Origin of the sequence: Rossellomorea vietnamensis (assembly GCF_001305855.1) — a bacterium.
GTDB lineage: Bacteria > Bacillota > Bacilli > Bacillales > Bacillaceae_B > Rossellomorea > Rossellomorea vietnamensis_A.
The window spans coordinates 13,068-29,489 of sequence record NZ_LIXZ01000007.1; the positions used below are offsets into that span (position 1 = coordinate 13,068).

General features: G+C 46.7%; 12 protein-coding genes. 5 read left to right on the forward strand and 7 right to left on the reverse strand.

Annotated elements, in window-relative coordinates; all coding sequences use genetic code 11:
- Nucleotides 1–139: 139 nt before the first annotated feature.
- The 5 genes from AM506_RS10605 to AM506_RS10625 form a co-directional block, all read right to left on the reverse strand.
- Complete coding sequence (locus tag AM506_RS10605) at nucleotides 140–709, reverse strand: hypothetical protein (RefSeq protein WP_060672468.1); 570 nt, start codon at nucleotides 707–709, stop codon at nucleotides 140–142.
- Nucleotides 710–1,450: 741 nt separating this feature from the next.
- Nucleotides 1,451–2,041 carry an SCO family protein gene (locus AM506_RS10610; RefSeq protein WP_235576093.1) on the reverse strand — a complete coding sequence of 197 codons (591 nt, stop codon included), beginning with the start codon at nucleotides 2,039–2,041 and terminating at the stop codon, nucleotides 1,451–1,453.
- Nucleotides 2,042–2,105: 64 nt separating this feature from the next.
- Entirely contained in the window at nucleotides 2,106–3,098 is a 993-nt protein-coding gene (locus tag AM506_RS10615; protein WP_060672469.1) for an aliphatic sulfonate ABC transporter substrate-binding protein, read from the reverse strand.
- Between the two features lie 40 nt (nucleotides 3,099–3,138).
- A complete protein-coding gene (locus AM506_RS10620) occupies nucleotides 3,139–3,894 on the reverse strand; it encodes an ABC transporter permease (protein ID WP_060672470.1) in 756 nt (251 codons plus the stop codon).
- Entirely contained in the window at nucleotides 3,878–4,666 is a 789-nt protein-coding gene (locus tag AM506_RS10625; RefSeq protein ID WP_060672471.1) for an ABC transporter ATP-binding protein, read from the reverse strand. Before AM506_RS10625 ends, AM506_RS10620 begins: the two co-directional genes overlap by 17 nt.
- 267 nt (nucleotides 4,667–4,933) lie before the next feature.
- Here AM506_RS10625 and AM506_RS10630 point away from each other — a divergent pair, with 267 nt between their 5' ends.
- The 5 genes from AM506_RS10630 (at nucleotide 4,934) to AM506_RS10650 (ending at nucleotide 10,525) form a co-directional block, all read left to right on the forward strand.
- Entirely contained in the window at nucleotides 4,934–6,313 is a 1,380-nt protein-coding gene (locus tag AM506_RS10630; protein ID WP_060672472.1) for a Glu/Leu/Phe/Val family dehydrogenase, read from the forward strand.
- A gap of 161 nt (nucleotides 6,314–6,474) precedes the next feature.
- The gene (locus tag AM506_RS10635) at nucleotides 6,475–7,047 is read left to right on the forward strand and encodes a TetR/AcrR family transcriptional regulator (protein WP_060672473.1); all 573 of its coding nucleotides are present in this window, start codon (nucleotides 6,475–6,477) and stop codon (nucleotides 7,045–7,047) included.
- A 72-nt stretch (nucleotides 7,048–7,119) separates the two neighbouring features.
- On the forward strand, nucleotides 7,120–9,846 hold the full coding sequence (locus AM506_RS10640) for a YhgE/Pip domain-containing protein (protein ID WP_060672474.1): 2,727 nt from the start codon (nucleotides 7,120–7,122) through the stop codon (nucleotides 9,844–9,846).
- Between the two features lie 201 nt (nucleotides 9,847–10,047).
- A complete protein-coding gene (locus AM506_RS10645; protein ID WP_060672475.1) occupies nucleotides 10,048–10,266 on the forward strand; it encodes a DUF1659 domain-containing protein in 219 nt (72 codons plus the stop codon).
- Nucleotides 10,267–10,306: 40 nt separating this feature from the next.
- Nucleotides 10,307–10,525 (forward strand): DUF2922 domain-containing protein, encoded by a 219-nt coding sequence (locus AM506_RS10650; protein ID WP_060672476.1) that lies wholly within the window; start codon nucleotides 10,307–10,309, stop codon nucleotides 10,523–10,525.
- A 66-nt stretch (nucleotides 10,526–10,591) separates the two neighbouring features.
- Here the strand turns inward: AM506_RS10650 and AM506_RS10655 are convergent, their stop codons facing one another.
- Nucleotides 10,592–13,924 carry a GH36-type glycosyl hydrolase domain-containing protein gene (locus AM506_RS10655; protein ID WP_060672477.1) on the reverse strand — a complete coding sequence of 1,111 codons (3,333 nt, stop codon included), beginning with the start codon at nucleotides 13,922–13,924 and terminating at the stop codon, nucleotides 10,592–10,594.
- A gap of 19 nt (nucleotides 13,925–13,943) precedes the next feature.
- A complete protein-coding gene (gene bglX, locus AM506_RS10660; protein WP_060672478.1) occupies nucleotides 13,944–16,103 on the reverse strand; it encodes a beta-glucosidase BglX in 2,160 nt (719 codons plus the stop codon).
- Between the last annotated feature and the right edge of the window lie 319 nt (nucleotides 16,104–16,422).

Consider the following 16,422-nt stretch of genomic DNA (forward strand, 5'->3'; position numbering starts at 1 on the left):
AGGGAGGGAAAACCTTAAATCTCACCCCCAATTAGCAGCAGAAATAGTGATGTAAATAGCACTATATTTAACAGTAAAAAACCCAGAGTACTCTGGGTTTTTATGTCTTTATTAACTTCTTATTCCGTTAAAGCCCCCGTTAGTTGAACAAACTCGTTACTTTTTCATCAGTTTTTTTTGCAAAGTTATATAAGTCACCATCATCAAATCCCGTTGCAAATACCACTTCTTTTGAGAATCGTGAAGGGTGAGAAAGCAAATAGTTATTTGCAAGAGTGATTGTTGATGAAATCGTTAGAAATAACCCTAAATAAAAATCATCTTCCCAAAAATTATACAAATCATTATATAGGGTTATATTAGCATACCTTCCTTCAAGAAAATAATCGTTATTACTCGCCCACTCCTCATCATCAATTTCCCATTCAGTCGAACCTGTTATATAAAGCTGAATACCGTCTTCACTTTCAAAAAGACCAAAATTAAAAGCAAGTATGTTATTTGGAACTTTCTCTTGTTCAAACAAACAATTAAGCCAATCCTCAAATTGTTTATAGCTATCAGTTAGTTGGTTCCTAAAGTCTTTTAAATCCGCTGAATCATCTATACTTTTTGCATACTTCTCAATTATGTTGAACCCATTATTCAAGGTTGGAGATTCTTTAATTAGGGATATTAACAGTTCATCTATTTTTTCAATATCAGACAATTAGCGCACCTACTTTTCCAATAATGTTTTTGACTTTATTTACATTTCCTGTTCCTTTTATTCTCAAAATAGAATAGCACCGTCTTCAATTATCCTGCCCCGTTAATTGAAGAAGGGCAGTAGCCGGCGATCAATTAGCTGATCTTCAGTTATTGCCCCCGTTAGTAAAAATCCACAGTAGGTGTTCACTCTAATCCAAATTAAACAATTCCGAAATGATTTCAGCACTCCCTGGAGAAAACATAAATATTGAGAACGCAGTACATAAAAGCCCTACAATTATCAAGCTAATTTTTTTATTCCCACGTAGACCTTTAACAACTAAAAATATTCCTACAAACAATATTAAGAAATACCAAAAGCCCATAAATCTCACCCCTCAATAAAATGATGTTACCTTTCACTCTTGTTCAACTAACCTGCCCTTTAATGGAATATCCATTATTTACAATTGTATCACACAATTCCTCAATAGAGGCTCATATCCGCAAGAACAGGATGTGAATTGACAAGTCATTTAACACCCTAATTAGCACCTCATTTTTAAGCTGGACAATAATTATTGTACGCTTGTTAATTAAGGTGCTATTTGATGTGCTAATTCACTCCCAAAACGAATGAGAACATTGTTATAACAACAAATAAAGCAGGTCTATTTCATATGCGAATTAGCCTGCTATTTATAATGCTATTTGCTATTTTCTCTCCCTAAACGGAACCCCTTAGAACCACACGGAAAGGTCACTTCAATCGCTTAATATCTTCAATCATTTCCTCATATGGAGGATTCGACACGCCTTCATACTGCTTCAACAAAACGCCGTTCTCACTCACAAGATAAAAAGAGGTCCCGTGGACAAACTGGTCTGAACCCTCGACCGCAGCGGCGGGAGTTTTAAACGATACATTAGCGAAGGATTCAATCTTATCCCGAGTGTATCCCGTCAGGAAGCTCCAGTTCCCGTCATCGAATTCATACCGGCCGCTGTATTCCTTCAGCACATCCGGCGTATCATGCTCTGGATCGACGCTGATCGAAACCAATTGGACCTCATCCTCCAACCCGGCCTCGGCGACCCTCTTCTGAAGTTTAGCCATGTTCGCCGTCATCGGCAGGCAGACCGTATCACAATTTGTAAAAATAAAATCGGCTACGATGATCTTCCCTTTATTGAGAGCGGCAAGCGACGTCTTCTCCCCATCCTGATCAACGGCGGACAGGACCCCGACCTCCACCTTCATCGGAAACGACTCCTCCACATCCTGCCCCTGACATCCGCCCAACAACAGCAAACACAAGGCGAAAATAGAAACCATAGACTTCACACCCACTGCAAACTACCTCCTTCTATAATAGAGGTCCGTCCCTCAAACGTGGAGGGACGGACCTTGTTCGTTAGTCGATGAATTGTTTGTCGATGAGATCGGTGAATTCTGGTTTTTCTTTCAGGAATTTGAGTTCGTAGGAGGAGTCGGCGAATGCCTGGACGGCGTTTGAATCCACTTTGTACGTGAATCCGATTCGTTCCCAAGCCTGGTCGACGACTTCCTTGCTCAGTTCCTGTCCGGTGACTTCTTTTACGTCTTTGATCGTGATTTCTTTCGCTTCTTCAGGGTTTTTCTCAATGAATGAAGTCGCTTCTTTATGGGCATCCACGATTTTTTGAATCGTGTCCGGATTTTCTTTTACCGATTTGCCTGAGGCCACAAGTACGGAAGCAGGAAGTGTTTCCCCGAAGGAAATTTCATCATGATCGATGATGATGTTCGCTCCGGTTTCCTGCTGGATCACCGCGGCCCAAGGTTCAGGAGCGACGGCGATGTCGACTTTCCCTGATTTCAACATATTCGCATACTGGGCAGGATTCCCTGTTACGTGCTTCATGGTGCCTCCGATGCGCTGGGACTCGATCCCATGCTCGCCGAGGAACGTTTCCACCTGTACATCATGGGTACAACCGACTGCCGGAGTGATGAAGGATTTACCTGCAAAATCGTCCACGGATTTCACGCCGCTTTCCTTACTCGCAAGGACCACGGTACCTCCCGTTGAACCGCCTCCGATGATCTTCACGTCAGCACCGGTCATATAGTTATTCATGGCAGGCCCTGGTCCAACAAGCCCCGCATCGATATCACCCGTCTTCAAGGCGGTCATGAACGAAGAACCATCCGGGAACGTTTTGTACTCGACCTTCGTGCCGTCTCCCAGCTCTTTTTCATAAAATCCTTTGTCTTTCGCCACCATGGCCGGGACGTGGTTAATATTCGGGAAGTAGCCGATGACGACTTTCTTGCTGACATCTCCCGAGCTCTTTTCTGTTCCGCAGCCTGAGAGAACCCCAAGGAATGTGAAGAAAATCGTGAATAGTAAAAATGTTTTTTTCATTATTTATCCTCCTAATGGCGGGTGAACCCGCAAATTTTTTTTACGATTCCAATCCCCAGCGCTTGATCACGGATTTCTCGATTCGCTGGAAAAGTAACTGATCGACGATGGCCCCGATGACGCCGATGATGATCATGACGGCGATCACAAGGCTCATGTCACCGAAATCCGAGGCGTAGCGGAGCGTGTATCCAAGCCCCGGACCTGTACTGAGGAGTTCGCCTGCCATCAGTGCCCGCCATGCGAATGCCCAGGCAAGGCGCGATCCGGTGACTACATAAGGGATCGATGCCGGGAAGATGACCCGGATGAATAAATCCAATCCTCTCGAGCCCATCGTTTGTGCGGCTTTTAAAAAGAGGGGAGAGACGTTTTTGATTCCCATACGGATATTCAGGGCCATGACGAATGTTCCCCCGAGGATGACGACGAATATGACGGCTTTTTCATTGAGTCCGAACCACATGATCGCTAAGGGCAGCCAGACGATGCTCGGTACACTTTGGAAAGCTAGAAGCAATGACCCGAGCGTATCATCGGCGGTTTTGGATTTAGCCAGAAGTACGCCGATGCTTGTGCCGATGATTAATGAAATCCCAAGACCGATAAAGAGACGTTTGAAGCTCGCGATCAAATCAATGATTAGGGTCTGATCGGCAATGCCTGTGTAGAGTGCATGGAAAACGGAAGTCGGAGAAGGAAGGACGATTTCCGTCCAGAATCCCAATCGTGACCCCGATTCCCAAAGGCCGATGATGAGGGCAAAGAAGATGATGCGTTTAAGAGCTGTGTTCATAGGCCAATTCCTCACTTATTACTTTGTCGATTTCCTTCTTTAAAAAGCTCATGATATGTTCTTCGATTTTCACCATTTCTTCCTTATGGGCATCCCGGGGACGAGGGAGATTCACTTTGATATCTGCCAAAATCGTTCCGGGCCGGGTCCCCATGACGATGATCCGGTCTGATAGCTTGATAGACTCCGAGATGCTGTGAGTGACGAACAGGACGGTCTTCTTCGTTTCCATCCAGATTGTTTCGAGCTGATGATGGAGGCGGGAGCGGGTCTGTTCATCCAGGGCGCCGAATGGTTCATCCATGAGCAGGATCTCCGGATTCATGGAGAGAGCACGGGCGATTGCCACCCGCTGCTGCATCCCTCCTGAGAGTTCGTGAGGGTAATGATCCTGATAGTTTCCGAGCTGGACCATATGTAAGTATTTGGCGGCCTGGGCTCTTGCTTCTTTCTTGGACATTTCTTTTTTTAAAGGGAAAGTAACGTTGTCCCGGACATTCAGCCACGGAAACAGCGCGGCCTGCTGAAAGACCATGCCCCGGTCTTTTCCGGGTTTCTTTATCGGATTTCCGTCTACAAGGACTTCTCCGGATGTAGAATCCGTCAATCCTGCCACAATTGAAAGAAGGGTGGATTTCCCACAACCCGATGGACCGAGGATGGATACGAATTCACCCTTATCAATCTCGAGATTAATCTCTTTCAGCACTTCAGTGGGCTTCCCCGTCTTATCAAGATATTGCTTATTTAAACGGTTGATCTCAATGAACATCTCATCACCCCTTATCTTATAATTCTTATTAGTTTAGTCGGAATATAAATAATACAATTATAGTATATTGGGTGAGGTTGTCAAGGTTTCCTTTATCATGAAATTTTCCCGCTTATGCCTTTTGGGAGGAAAGGTTTAGAAAATAGCTTTTATAATGAAAAAAATTGAATTCAAGACTTTCCCAATAGTCGTTTTTAACCACCCCAAAAAGGGTAACCCTATACTAAATACCAAAATTTTCATTAAACCAAATAGGAGGGACCGAATTTGATCAGCCAAACAAGAGATATTGTCCAGAAATCATTAAATGCGTTACTTGAAGACCAGTCATTTTTACCGGAAGTGAAAGGTGAGAACAGAAAGAAAGCGTTTACGTCGTTGACGTCGATCCTGTCTACGCCGAATCACGTACATAAATCGTATCTGCGGATTCCCCTCGATGATGAGAAAGTCGTCCGGATCCCATCGTTCCGCGTTCAGCATAATAATGCCCTCGGGCCATATAAGGGCGGGATCCGTTTCCATGAGTCGGTGAATGAAGAAGAGGTCGTGAACCTGGCATCATTAATGACCCTTAAGAATGCCCTTCATGATGTACCTTTCGGAGGCGGGAAAGGCGGGATCATCCTGAATCCCCGTGAGTACTCAGAGAAGGAGTTACATCTCATCGCGAGGAAATACGTGCAGTACTTCAGTGATATCCTTGGACCGGACAAGGATATCCCGGCTCCTGATATGGGCTCCGGCGAACGTGAAATGGACTGGATGATGGCGGAGTATAAGAGCATTCGTCCAGGTATGCCTTACAGGGGGAGCTTTACCGGAAAAAGCGTCGTGAATGGAGGGTCTCTTGGCCGACGGGAAGCGACGGGCAAAGGTGTGTTCTTTACATTCCGCTACCTGGTCCATAATTTCGTGAAGGAGCAGAAGAGCCTGCTGACGAAGACGGATAATATCTTCGCGAAAACGGCCCTTGATTATGAAGATCGGCCTTTGACAGTTGCTGTGCAGGGATTTGGTAATGTAGGATCAGTAGCAGCCCTTGAAGCCCACAAATCCACTCATCTGCAAAATAAAGTGGTGGCGGTGAGTGACCGGAATGTGACGCTGTTCAATGCAGATGGCTTGGACATCCCGGCTCTGGTCGAGTTCACGATGAAGAATAAGGGTGACCTGCCGACTGAAGACGGCCAGTTGAAGAAAATAGGCGTAACGGCGGAAATTCAAGAGCGAGATGAGGTCCTTTATCTGGATGTTGACGTTCTGATGCTTGCTGCCCTTGAAGATCAGGTGCACAAGGACAATGTAGGGAAAGTCAAAGCAAGGATCATCGTCGAAGGAGCGAATGCACCGATCACCACTGAAGCTGACACATATTTGAGTGAAAAAGGGGTCATCATCATCCCGGATATCCTCGCCAATGCCGGTGGGGTCATCGTATCCTACTTCGAATGGCTGCAGGGCAGGGAGACCCAGTTCTACACAGAGGAAGAAGTCTTCAACCTCCTCTACGACAAAATGAAAACCACCCTCGACACCGTCCTGCCCCTATTCTTCGGAGATCCATTCCCACTCCGACAGAACTGCTACATCCACTCCGTCATGAAACTATCGACGGTCCTCTATAGACAAGGAAAACTGTATTAACATTTGAGGGACGGACCTCTATTCCTAGGAGCTGGTACTAGGAGTCGAGGTCCGTCCCTCCTACTTTCTTCATCTTTGAATCTATTCCGTGGAGATGTTATAGTGGGTTTTAGAATGGGTTTGAACGAAACACTGGTTTGGTCAGGGGGTTATGAAAAAGGATGTCTATTGATCGAAGAGAGTTGATTGTGGAAGCGGCGACGAAGTCTTTTTCGCTGTTTGGATATAAGGCGACGACGATGGATCAGGTAGCGAAGCTTGCGAATGTCGGGAAAGGGACGATCTACACGTTCTTCAAGAATAAGGATGAACTGTTCGAAGAAATCGTCTATAGCATGGTAAGGGAAATGAAATCGTCAGCAGATCTTGCCATCCAACCTGACAACAGCTTTTATGAAAATGTCCACGAGGCATTGATTACGCTTCTTGAGTACCGGACCGATCATCAGCTGATGCTGAAGTTGATCGAGGAAGAGAAACAAATCGGTACCCGTGCCGTGGAGGAAATGCTTCATCATATTGAAAATGAATTGATCGCCTATGTAAAGAGCAAGATTGATCGGGCTATGGAGAGTGGGCAGATCAAGCCTTGCGATTCGGAAATCATTTCATTTATCTTGTTGAAAGTATACATTTCCCTTGTGTCTGATTGGGAACGGAATCATCCACCCCTATCATCTGAAAAAATTGCCGCAATCATGGAGGATTATTTACTGAAAGGATTATCCACGTAAATGGTCCTTTCTTTTTTTAGACTCTTATGACCGAATGGTGAAAATAGTCATATATTCGAAAGGAATGATAAAATGAAAGGATTGCATTCACTTAAGGGTGAATTTCGTAACATCTTTACGAATAAGACCCTGTTGATTGCCGTCTTAGCAGTGTTGTTTATCCCTGTGTTATACAGCGGAACATTCTTATGGGCATTCTGGGATCCGTACGGCCAGGTGGATCAGCTCCCTGTCGCCGTCGTCAACAATGATAAAGGTGCCGATTTCAACGGTGAAAAACTGACGATTGGAAAAGACTTTGTAGAAGACCTGAAAGAGAACGACACATTTGATTGGAGATTCGTAGATGAAGAGAAAGCCGATCGGGGACTTGAGAACCGGGACTATTATTTAAAGATCGAAATCCCCGAGAATTTCTCTCAGCATGCGACGACCCTCGAGGACGTCCACCCCGAGAAACTGGAATTGGTCTATACGGCCAATCAGGGTTCAAACTATCTTTCTTCTAAAATAGGAGACTCGGCGATTGAGAAGATTAAGGAAGAAGTATCCGGCGCGGTTACCAAAACCTATGCCGAATCGATGTTTGACCAGATCAAGGAGGTCGGGGACGGACTGACTGAAGCAAGCGATGGAGCCGGGGAACTGAACGATAAGCTTGGCGACGCCACAACAGGGTCAGATGACCTTCATGACGGGATCGATTCCGCTCATGAAGGCGCCAATAAACTGTCGGGCGGTCTGGGAGATGCCGAATCGGGAGCGAATAAACTCGATGACGGTGTCGGATCCGTTGCAGAGGGTGCGAATAAGCTTGAAAATGGAGTCAACTCGGCCCAAAGCGGAGCAGGCGCACTGAAAGAAAACATCGGCAAAGCCCAAAACGGCGCCAAGGACCTGAACGGCGGAATCAACAGCGTGAATAGCGGAGCTCAAACGTTAAATCAAAAGCTCCAGGAACTCGCCGGGAAGTCCACTGCTTTTTCAACAGGTGTCGATTCAGCTTACGCCGGCTCTAAAAAAGTGTCGGACGGCCTACAATCCTTTGATGCAGCCCTCACGCAAATGACAGAAGGGAATCAAAAACTTCTGACCGGGGCGAAGGACTCACAGAAAGGCGCAGAGGATCTTGCAGGTGGCCTTCATCAGTCACTGGCCGGTTTAAATGAAATGAATAGTAATCTACCAGCTTTGGCAGAAGGGTCAAAAAAGGTGGCAGATGGGGCAGAATTATTATCTGGCAAAGCCACTGATTTCAAAAACGGTGCCAGCGATACAAAAGCAGGATCAGATCAGGTCAGTCAAGGGCTTCAGGAAGAAACGGCCAATGTCGATGCCCTGATTGAACAGGAACAGGATCCTGCTCAAAAGCAAAGACTGCAAGAACTTAAATCATCTCTAGGTCAATTGACGGGAGGAAGCCAGGAGGTAAGTGGAGGATTGCAGCAGCTTTCAGACAATGCAACTGTGCTGCAGTCCAAATCGAAAGACCTCTCATCGGGTGCGAAAGAAGTATCTGATGGCCAGTCAAAGATCTTAAACGGATTCGGTCAGATTACAGACGGTCAGCAGAAGCTGGCAGATGGAGCAGATCGACTGGCTGATGGCCAAAATCAACTCGTTGCCGGTCTTTCTCAATTCAGTGAAAAACTAGGTGAGGCCCAAACAGGGGTTCAGCAACTCGAAAACGGAAGCACCGCCTTAACGGCAGGCCTCGGTAAACTCGACGATGGAACCGATGCCCTACAAGAAGGATCCGCGAAACTCGCCAAAGGATCATCAGACCTGGCTGATGGCACGAGCCAATTATCTTCAGGCTCCGATCGGCTTGTCAATGGTCTTGGCGGCTTATATGACGGATCCGGGAAATTGTATAACGGACTTGGAGAGCTCTCACAAGGATCGAATGACCTGTCAGAAGGACTGGGGATGTTTTCATCCAAGTTCAAGGATCTTATGAGCGGCCTGGGAGAACTCCGGAACGGGTCTACAGACTTATCATCCGGTCTTGGGAAGCTTTCATATGGTTCAACGGATCTGACAGACGGCCTGAATAAACTGACGGATGGATCATCCGAGCTGAAAAACAAGCTTGCGGACGGCGCCGAGGATGCGAATGACGTCAACGCCAATGACGACATCTATGAAATGTTCGCAAAACCAGTCACCTTGACAGACAAACCGATCCACGATGTACCGAACTATGGAACGGGCTTCACCCCGTACTTCCTGTCACTCAGCTTATTTGTCGGGGCGCTCGTGATTTCGATCATCTTCCCGATGCGGGAACCGGCTGTCACGCCGAGAAGCGGATTCGGATGGTTCATCGGGAAATTCGGTGTTCTCATGTTTGCAGGGGTTTTCCAGGCACTGCTGGCAGATTCTATTCTTTTATGGGGACTCGGCCTTGAAGTGACCAGTATCCCGCTCTTTATCATGATGAGTATCCTGGCGAGCTGGACGTTCTTATCGATTGTCCAATTCCTGGTGACATCCCTTGATAATCCAGGGCGATTCATCGGGATTCTCATATTGATCTTACAATTGACGAGCAGTGCAGGTACCTATCCAATTGAACTGGTCCCTGAATTCCTGCAGCATTTCTCAAAATTCTTGCCGATGACGTACACGATCAATGCGTTCAGAGCCATCATCTCCACAGGGGATTATGCGTTCATGTGGTATAATGTGATGTTCACCCTCATCTTCTTATTCGTTTCCATGGGAGGAACCATCCTTTATCTCACATTCAGATTTCGCATCCATCGCAGAAAGCACTATCGGGAAATAGAAGCATAAACCATTTGAGGGACGGACCTCTATTCCTAGGAGCTGGTGCTAGGAGTGGAGGTCCGTCCCTCTGTTATAGCGGGAGCGGTTCGGTTGGCGGTCCCAGGTTCTGATGAAAACCGGAGACATTGATCTCCGGTTTTTTTTTCGTGAAAGGGTGTCTTATCATTTCCCCAATCCCTATATAAAGGGTGAAAGGAGGTGAGGCACATGGCAACAGCGGATCTGAAGTCGACGAGAATTCGTCTCGCTTACAATGACGGCCAGGATGAGAAAGGAAAGCCTAAGTTCGCGTACAAGTCGTACAGCTACATTAATGCCCTGGCGTCAGCCGATGAAATGAACAGTGCGGCGTTATCCATCGCAAGTCTTTCATCCAAAGCGCTATTCAACGTTGAGAAGCTCCAGAGTTTTGACATTAATGAGTAATGAAAAGTGAGTGATATCACATGGGAAGGAGGTATAAACGATGGCAAAAGTATTGGAACTGGAATTTAAAACCGAAGCGGGGAAGTCAGCGAAGTTATCCATCAATGACCCGATCGAGCCGATTGATACGGTGGCTGTTAAAGCAGCGATGGACAATCTGATCACGACCAATGTGTTCGCAAGCTCGACGGGTGCATTTGTAAGCGTGGAAGGTGCCCGCGTGGTGGAACGTAATGTGACGGATTATGATGTGATGTAATTTAGTTGAGGGAATTTTAAAGAGGCAGCGGAAACCATTACGGTTCCCGCTGCCCTTTTTTTGATCTTATACGTATACTTCAATCGTATTTGCTTCCTCATGAAGCCATTTCTCAAGTTCCTGCTGCTTCAATTTGATCCCGCCTGAACGGTAACGGTTGGATAGGGATTCAAATCGTGCTTCCTCGCCGTTCACCACAACCCGTTTTGAATCAGGGTTGCCAAGATGATAGACGAAGGTGACAGGACGATTCGTGATCTCGAAGTCCATTCTCAATCCGTCCAGCTTGTCTGGCAGCACCGGGTCGATGATCAAATCTCCCGCTTCTTGACGAACGCCTAAACAATTTGAAATCAGCTGGTTCATATAGATTCCCGGCCCGCTGGAGTAGATTCTCCATCCGCCTTTGACTGGTACGCTTCCGTCACGGAGTTCGTTGAAACGTTCCTGTGCTTCATAGCGGGTATTGAATTTCCCGTCAGAACTGCTGAAGTACGCATTGCTCTGTCTTCTTTCCGCATTCGGGACAACGTCTTTCAAACCAATCGGATTGATGATTTGTAATCCTTGCCACACTTCATCGGTTTTACCGAGCTTCGCCATGGCTTCTACATACCTGATATGGGCGTGGACGTATTGAAGACCGATTTCACGACCGAAATTCGAAGCCTGCTCGGCCCGTTTGAAGTGGGTGCTGACACCGCCTTCGTACTTGGCCGGGCGGTTCATCAAGCGTACGCCGTCGGGACAATACAGATGCTCTTTGACGAGCTGATAGTGTGTGTCTGCCTGTTCCGGGGTGAATAATTCTGAAATGATGCTCCGGTTCATTGGCAGCAGGCGGTAATGAATACCGGTCTTTGTATCTGTTGGATGCACCATGAACTCAGGGCTACCCGGCTCCTCCATATAAACAAATCCCGGGATGACCTCATCCTTCAGAATATAGGTGTTGAAATCCTTCTGTATTCCACGTGCCAGTGCACCGATTTCCTGTGCCTCCTCTTCGAATGTACCTTCAAGGACCGTTTCCAATTTCACAAGCACCTGATACGTCAGGGCGACGGTCCAGCTGCTTGCCATGTATTTCTTCAATTGAGCGTTGGCAGGCTGCAAGGTATCGTCCCAATCTCCATCACCATAGGAAGATAAGAAGGTGTCGTGGAGGAAATTCTCCTTGATGTAGGAGATTTCTTTTTGAATATGGTGAAGCAGTGTTTCTTTTCCTTTTGTAAAACCAAAACCGTTCCGCTCCGTATAAGGGATTCTCTCATGGAGAATGTCATAATCATTCGTCGCAGCGATGTAGTCACCGACGACTTTCAGCGGCCAGACGATGATATCCCCGTGGCTGTCATCCTGTTGGAACTTGTAGTAACGGTCGAACATGAACCATTGCGGCCAGTTTCCGTCATCTTCATACTGATGTGAGTAGACGGTCTTGATGATTTCTTTAACAGATTGATAGTTTTGGGTGGCCATAAAGTATTCTGTCGGCCCCTGGCATACGTCGCGGGTACCCCACGCAGCGCCGCCGTATTGTTCCAGTCCGTGGGGGACGGAATAATGCACAAGCATATTATGGGTGTACCACCAGGCGAGTGCGTTCACTTTTTCCAATTCCGCGGGTACTTGCTCCCCTAAAGAGAGTTTGAATCCGTTCATGACCTGATGATAATAGGCACGATGCGTTTCGATTTCGTCCGGCATATCCCGTTTTGTAAACGGCCGTTCTTCCCCATTCATCAACCCTTGGATCGTCATCTTCCACTCGGCTGTTTCACTTACATCCATCACGATCAGTGATGCGGAATATTGTTCAACATGTTGTGCGATTCTTTCTTCATTCCCGACCTCGATGGAGGCACCATCGACTTTCATTCGATAGCTTAATTCCGGGAAAATGCCGCTGCTCTCAGATTGACGGTCAGCCGTTATTTTCAACCCATTTTCCCCTTCTTCCACATGAAACCCGACTTCATATTCGTGGTTGTTCATCGTTACCTGGTTCGTGACAAGGTAGCGGTAGTGACGGTTTTTTTTTGATTCAACATGAAGCGTGACTTCTGGTGAATCGACGACTGTATAGTTGGTGACGATGATCGTATCATCAGCCGTTTTATAGTACCAGCGGGCATAGTTGAACCCAAGTTCAAACATGGACGGCATGGCGAGTAATCGATACGATCCGCCCAACTCGATGTATATTCGCTGACCGGACGTTTTCATGACATTCAGATGATTTCGCTGATTCGTCAGCATTTTGTTGAACGAAGTATTGCCGACAACGAGCTGTGAATTGAATAATCCATACATGAATGAAGTCGTGGTAATTGTATCTTCCTTCAATTGATGGTTGTTTCCCGACATCAGAATATGCCCATGGGGTCTTTCCGTCATCAATTCTTTTTCTTTCAGTACGACATGTTCATGGGTTTCAGTGAAGAAGGAGAGGAGTGAATCTCCTTCGCGCTCTTCATTATGCCTGACAGGGAAATAGGCGGCGACTTCTTCCTCGGTTAAGGATAGAGAAGAAAGTGGATCACCGAATTCCGGGTTCAAACGTACCTGCTCTTTTAATGGAGCGAAATCAGATTGAACCTGTGCCGCTTCTTCCCATGCGGGTTCTATTTCTTCCTGAAACTCCAGTGAAGAAATGGCGGCTTCATGATTTTCTTTGAAGGCGCCGTAGAAAACAACATGCGTCGACCCGTTCAGCCGGATTTTTTCCGATTGAAGTGCTGTATAAGCAAACTCATATTGATAGACTTCGTTTGCAAGGGAGGCGCTTTTTAACGCTTCGGGCTCATTTGTATCTTTATATGTCAGTCCATAAAATTGAAATCCGTCCGTGGAGTAGCCGCTTGTCTTGCCGAGGGAGCCCTGTTGAATATAAGGGAACCCGCTTGATTGGGGCTGGTTCTGCCGGGAGCAGAGGACGTAGCCTTTCTCTTCATCCTGGAACACTTTGTGGTCGATGTACTGTGACATATAGGCTTCGTTGGAGCGGACGGCCCCGATATCTGCAAGACCGAGGTCCTGTCCGTAAATGACGTCCACTTCAGCACTAGTCCCATCAAGGGACACATCCCAGAACCATGCGCCTTTTTCTGTTAAGGTGAACGTCACTTCGTATGAAATCGTTTCATAGGATCCCGTCCATCTGACCTGTGATTCAGCGAATTGGACGTTGCTTGATGACTTCACCCCGATAAGAGGGATGGAGTGGATTCCTGAAGGCTCATGGATGCGCAAATACAGATTATTGAGTGAGCCGTCGATGGGATTCGTCATTAACTGATTGATCATATTCTGTTTATGTGTGACGGCGAATAGATCGCCGCTTTTTAAAAATTCAAATTGTAGATCTCCTGATGTTACTTGAACATGTGTATGCATCGTGTTCCCCTCGATTCCTTTATTTTTTCAAAATGAATGTGCGTTCGATGACGTCCTTGCTGTTTCTTCCTATATAAGCCGTAAACGTCCCCGGATCGCTCTTATACTGAAGGTCTGAATGATGATATCTTAGTTGTTCTTCCGAAATGGTAAACGTTACGTTTCTCGTTTCTCCAGGCTTCAGGCTGATTTTCCTGAAATCCTTCAATTCCTTCACTGGGCGGATCACTTCTCCGCTATGATCGCGGATATAAAGCTGAACGACTTCTTCGCCTGCGACCGTTCCGTCATTCGTCACCTGAATGGAAACATCGAGGGACTGTTCGCCGGTCATCGTCTCCCGGGAAAGCTTCAAGTCAGCATACGTGAAGGTAGTGTAGCTTAAACCGAATCCGAATGGCAGGAGCGGATCGTTCGGGATGTCCAGGTATTGCGATACATACCGTTCCTGTGCATCGGGTGCCCCTTGGGGTCTTCCTGTATTGAAATGGTTATAATAAACAGGAACCTGTCCCACATGATAAGGGAAGGACATGGTTAAACGTCCTGAAGGATTCACGTCTCCATATAACAAATCGGCTATGGCACTCCCGCCTTCCGTACCTGGATACCAGGCCTCCAACACTGCGTCTGTTTCGTCTACAACTCCGTGTAAGTCAAGGGGGCGTCCGTTAAACAGAACAGCAACCATCGGCTTATCCAATGTTTTCAGATGCCCGATAAGTTGTAATTGAGCAGAAGGGAGCTGGATGTTCGCTCTGCATCCGGCTTCACCGCTCATTTCCGAATCTTCTCCTAATGCCAATACGATCACATCCGCGTCTTTGGCAGCTTTCATTGCTTCTTCCACTTGCAGGTCTGTGATGGTTTCGATGTCACAGCCTTTGGCGACGGTTAAGGAGCTCGTTTTCGAAAGGAATCCTTCCTTCACAGTGACGGCTTCATCTTTGGATCCGAGCCATGACCATGGTCCCAATATGTCCCCGCTGTCTGCAAATGGTCCGATAAGGGCCACTTTTTGTTCTTTATGAAGAGGGAGGATCTGTTCATTTTTCAAAAGGACGGAGGATTTGGCCGCGAGCTCCCGAGCAGTGTTTCGATGTTCTGCGCTCATGACGACTTCGGCTTCACGTTCCACGTTTGCCCCGCGATACGGGTTCTCAAACAAGCCCAGCTTTTCTTTTAACTGTAAAATCCGTAAGACTGCCTCATCAATGATCGACTCATCCACCATTTTTTCCACTACAAGCTCTTTTAAGTGATTCACATAGGCAGTTGTCATCATTTCAATATCCACCCCTGCCGTGATCGCCTTATAAGCAGCTTCCTTTTCGTTCTCTGCGACACCATGGGGGATCATTTCCTTCACGGCTCCCCAATCGGAAATAAGAACGCCGTCAAACCCCATTTCTTTCCGGAGAAGATCACGCATCAACCGTTTGTTTCCGGTTGCCGGGATGCCGAAGACGGTGTTAAAGGCAGTCATCACCATTTCGCAGCCTTCTTCAAGGGCAGCCTGGTAGGCAGGCAGATAATTCTCGCGAAGCTCTCTCTCAGACATATCGACGGTATTATAATCACGTCCGCCTTCTGGTGCCCCGTAAGCCGCAAAGTGCTTCACGCAAGCAGCCACCCGTTCGACTTCCGTCGTCAAATCCTGACCTTGGAATCCGCGGACGAAGGCACGTGCGAATTCACTATTGAGGAAAGGATCTTCTCCCGTCGATTCCATCACTCTTCCCCAGCGAGGGTCCCGGACAAGATCGACCATCGGAGCAAACGTCACATGGACGCCTGAAACAGAAGCTTCCTTTGCTGCGATCTCCGCGCTTTTCTCAGTTAACTCCAGATCCCAGGAACAGCCGATGGCGAGTGGCACAGGGAATATCGTTTTATAGCCATGGACGATATCGGACATGAATAATAAAGGAATCCCCAACCGGTTTTCTTCCAGATGCGTTCGCTGGATGTTGATGATTTCGTTCGCTCCCGATGCCCCGAGGACGGAACCGCTGTTTTGAACAACTTCCCCGGTCACTCCCATCTCAGCCATGGGTCCGGTGATTTGTCCCTGTTCTTTTGCCCCTTTGAAAAAAGGTGTGGCCAATTGCATAAGCTGGGCGATTTTTTCATCCAATGTCATTTGATTCAATAGTGATAGCAGCTTGTTCTCCCTCATTAATAGATCCTCCGTATTCGAATTTTATCGTTTGTTTTTCATTTAAGGTGAAACGTTTCGATAAACAATTGAGTTGAATTATAAGCGGGTTCCAGCGGATAGTCAACCCGTCCATTCTTATCCATAAACTACCTTTTGGTGCGACATACCAGTATTTGTCTTGTATTATAGGTGCCTTTTCCAGCCTTGAAATAGGTTGAATTAAGTAATTTCGAAAAAAGTGTTGAAAGCGTATTCACGTTTGATTATAATATAATCATCGAAACGTTTCAATAACTTGAGTGATTTTTCATGTCAGAATCATTCCTTCTATGAAATG

Coding starts and splice junctions, on each gene's coding strand:
- AM506_RS10625 (WP_060672471.1), bottom strand. CDS start 4,666: ATGTTCATTGAGATCAACCGTTTAAATAAGCAATATCTTGATAAGACG.
- bglX (WP_060672478.1), bottom strand. CDS start 16,103: ATGAGGGAGAACAAGCTGCTATCACTATTGAATCAAATGACATTGGAT.
- AM506_RS10645 (WP_060672475.1), top strand. CDS start 10,048: ATGGCAACAGCGGATCTGAAGTCGACGAGAATTCGTCTCGCTTACAAT.
- AM506_RS10635 (WP_060672473.1), top strand. CDS start 6,475: ATGTCTATTGATCGAAGAGAGTTGATTGTGGAAGCGGCGACGAAGTCT.
- AM506_RS10615 (WP_060672469.1), bottom strand. CDS start 3,098: ATGAAAAAAACATTTTTACTATTCACGATTTTCTTCACATTCCTTGGG.
- AM506_RS10650 (WP_060672476.1), top strand. CDS start 10,307: ATGGCAAAAGTATTGGAACTGGAATTTAAAACCGAAGCGGGGAAGTCA.
- AM506_RS10640 (WP_060672474.1), top strand. CDS start 7,120: ATGAAAGGATTGCATTCACTTAAGGGTGAATTTCGTAACATCTTTACG.
- AM506_RS10620 (WP_060672470.1), bottom strand. CDS start 3,894: ATGAACACAGCTCTTAAACGCATCATCTTCTTTGCCCTCATCATCGGC.
- AM506_RS10655 (WP_060672477.1), bottom strand. CDS start 13,924: ATGCATACACATGTTCAAGTAACATCAGGAGATCTACAATTTGAATTT.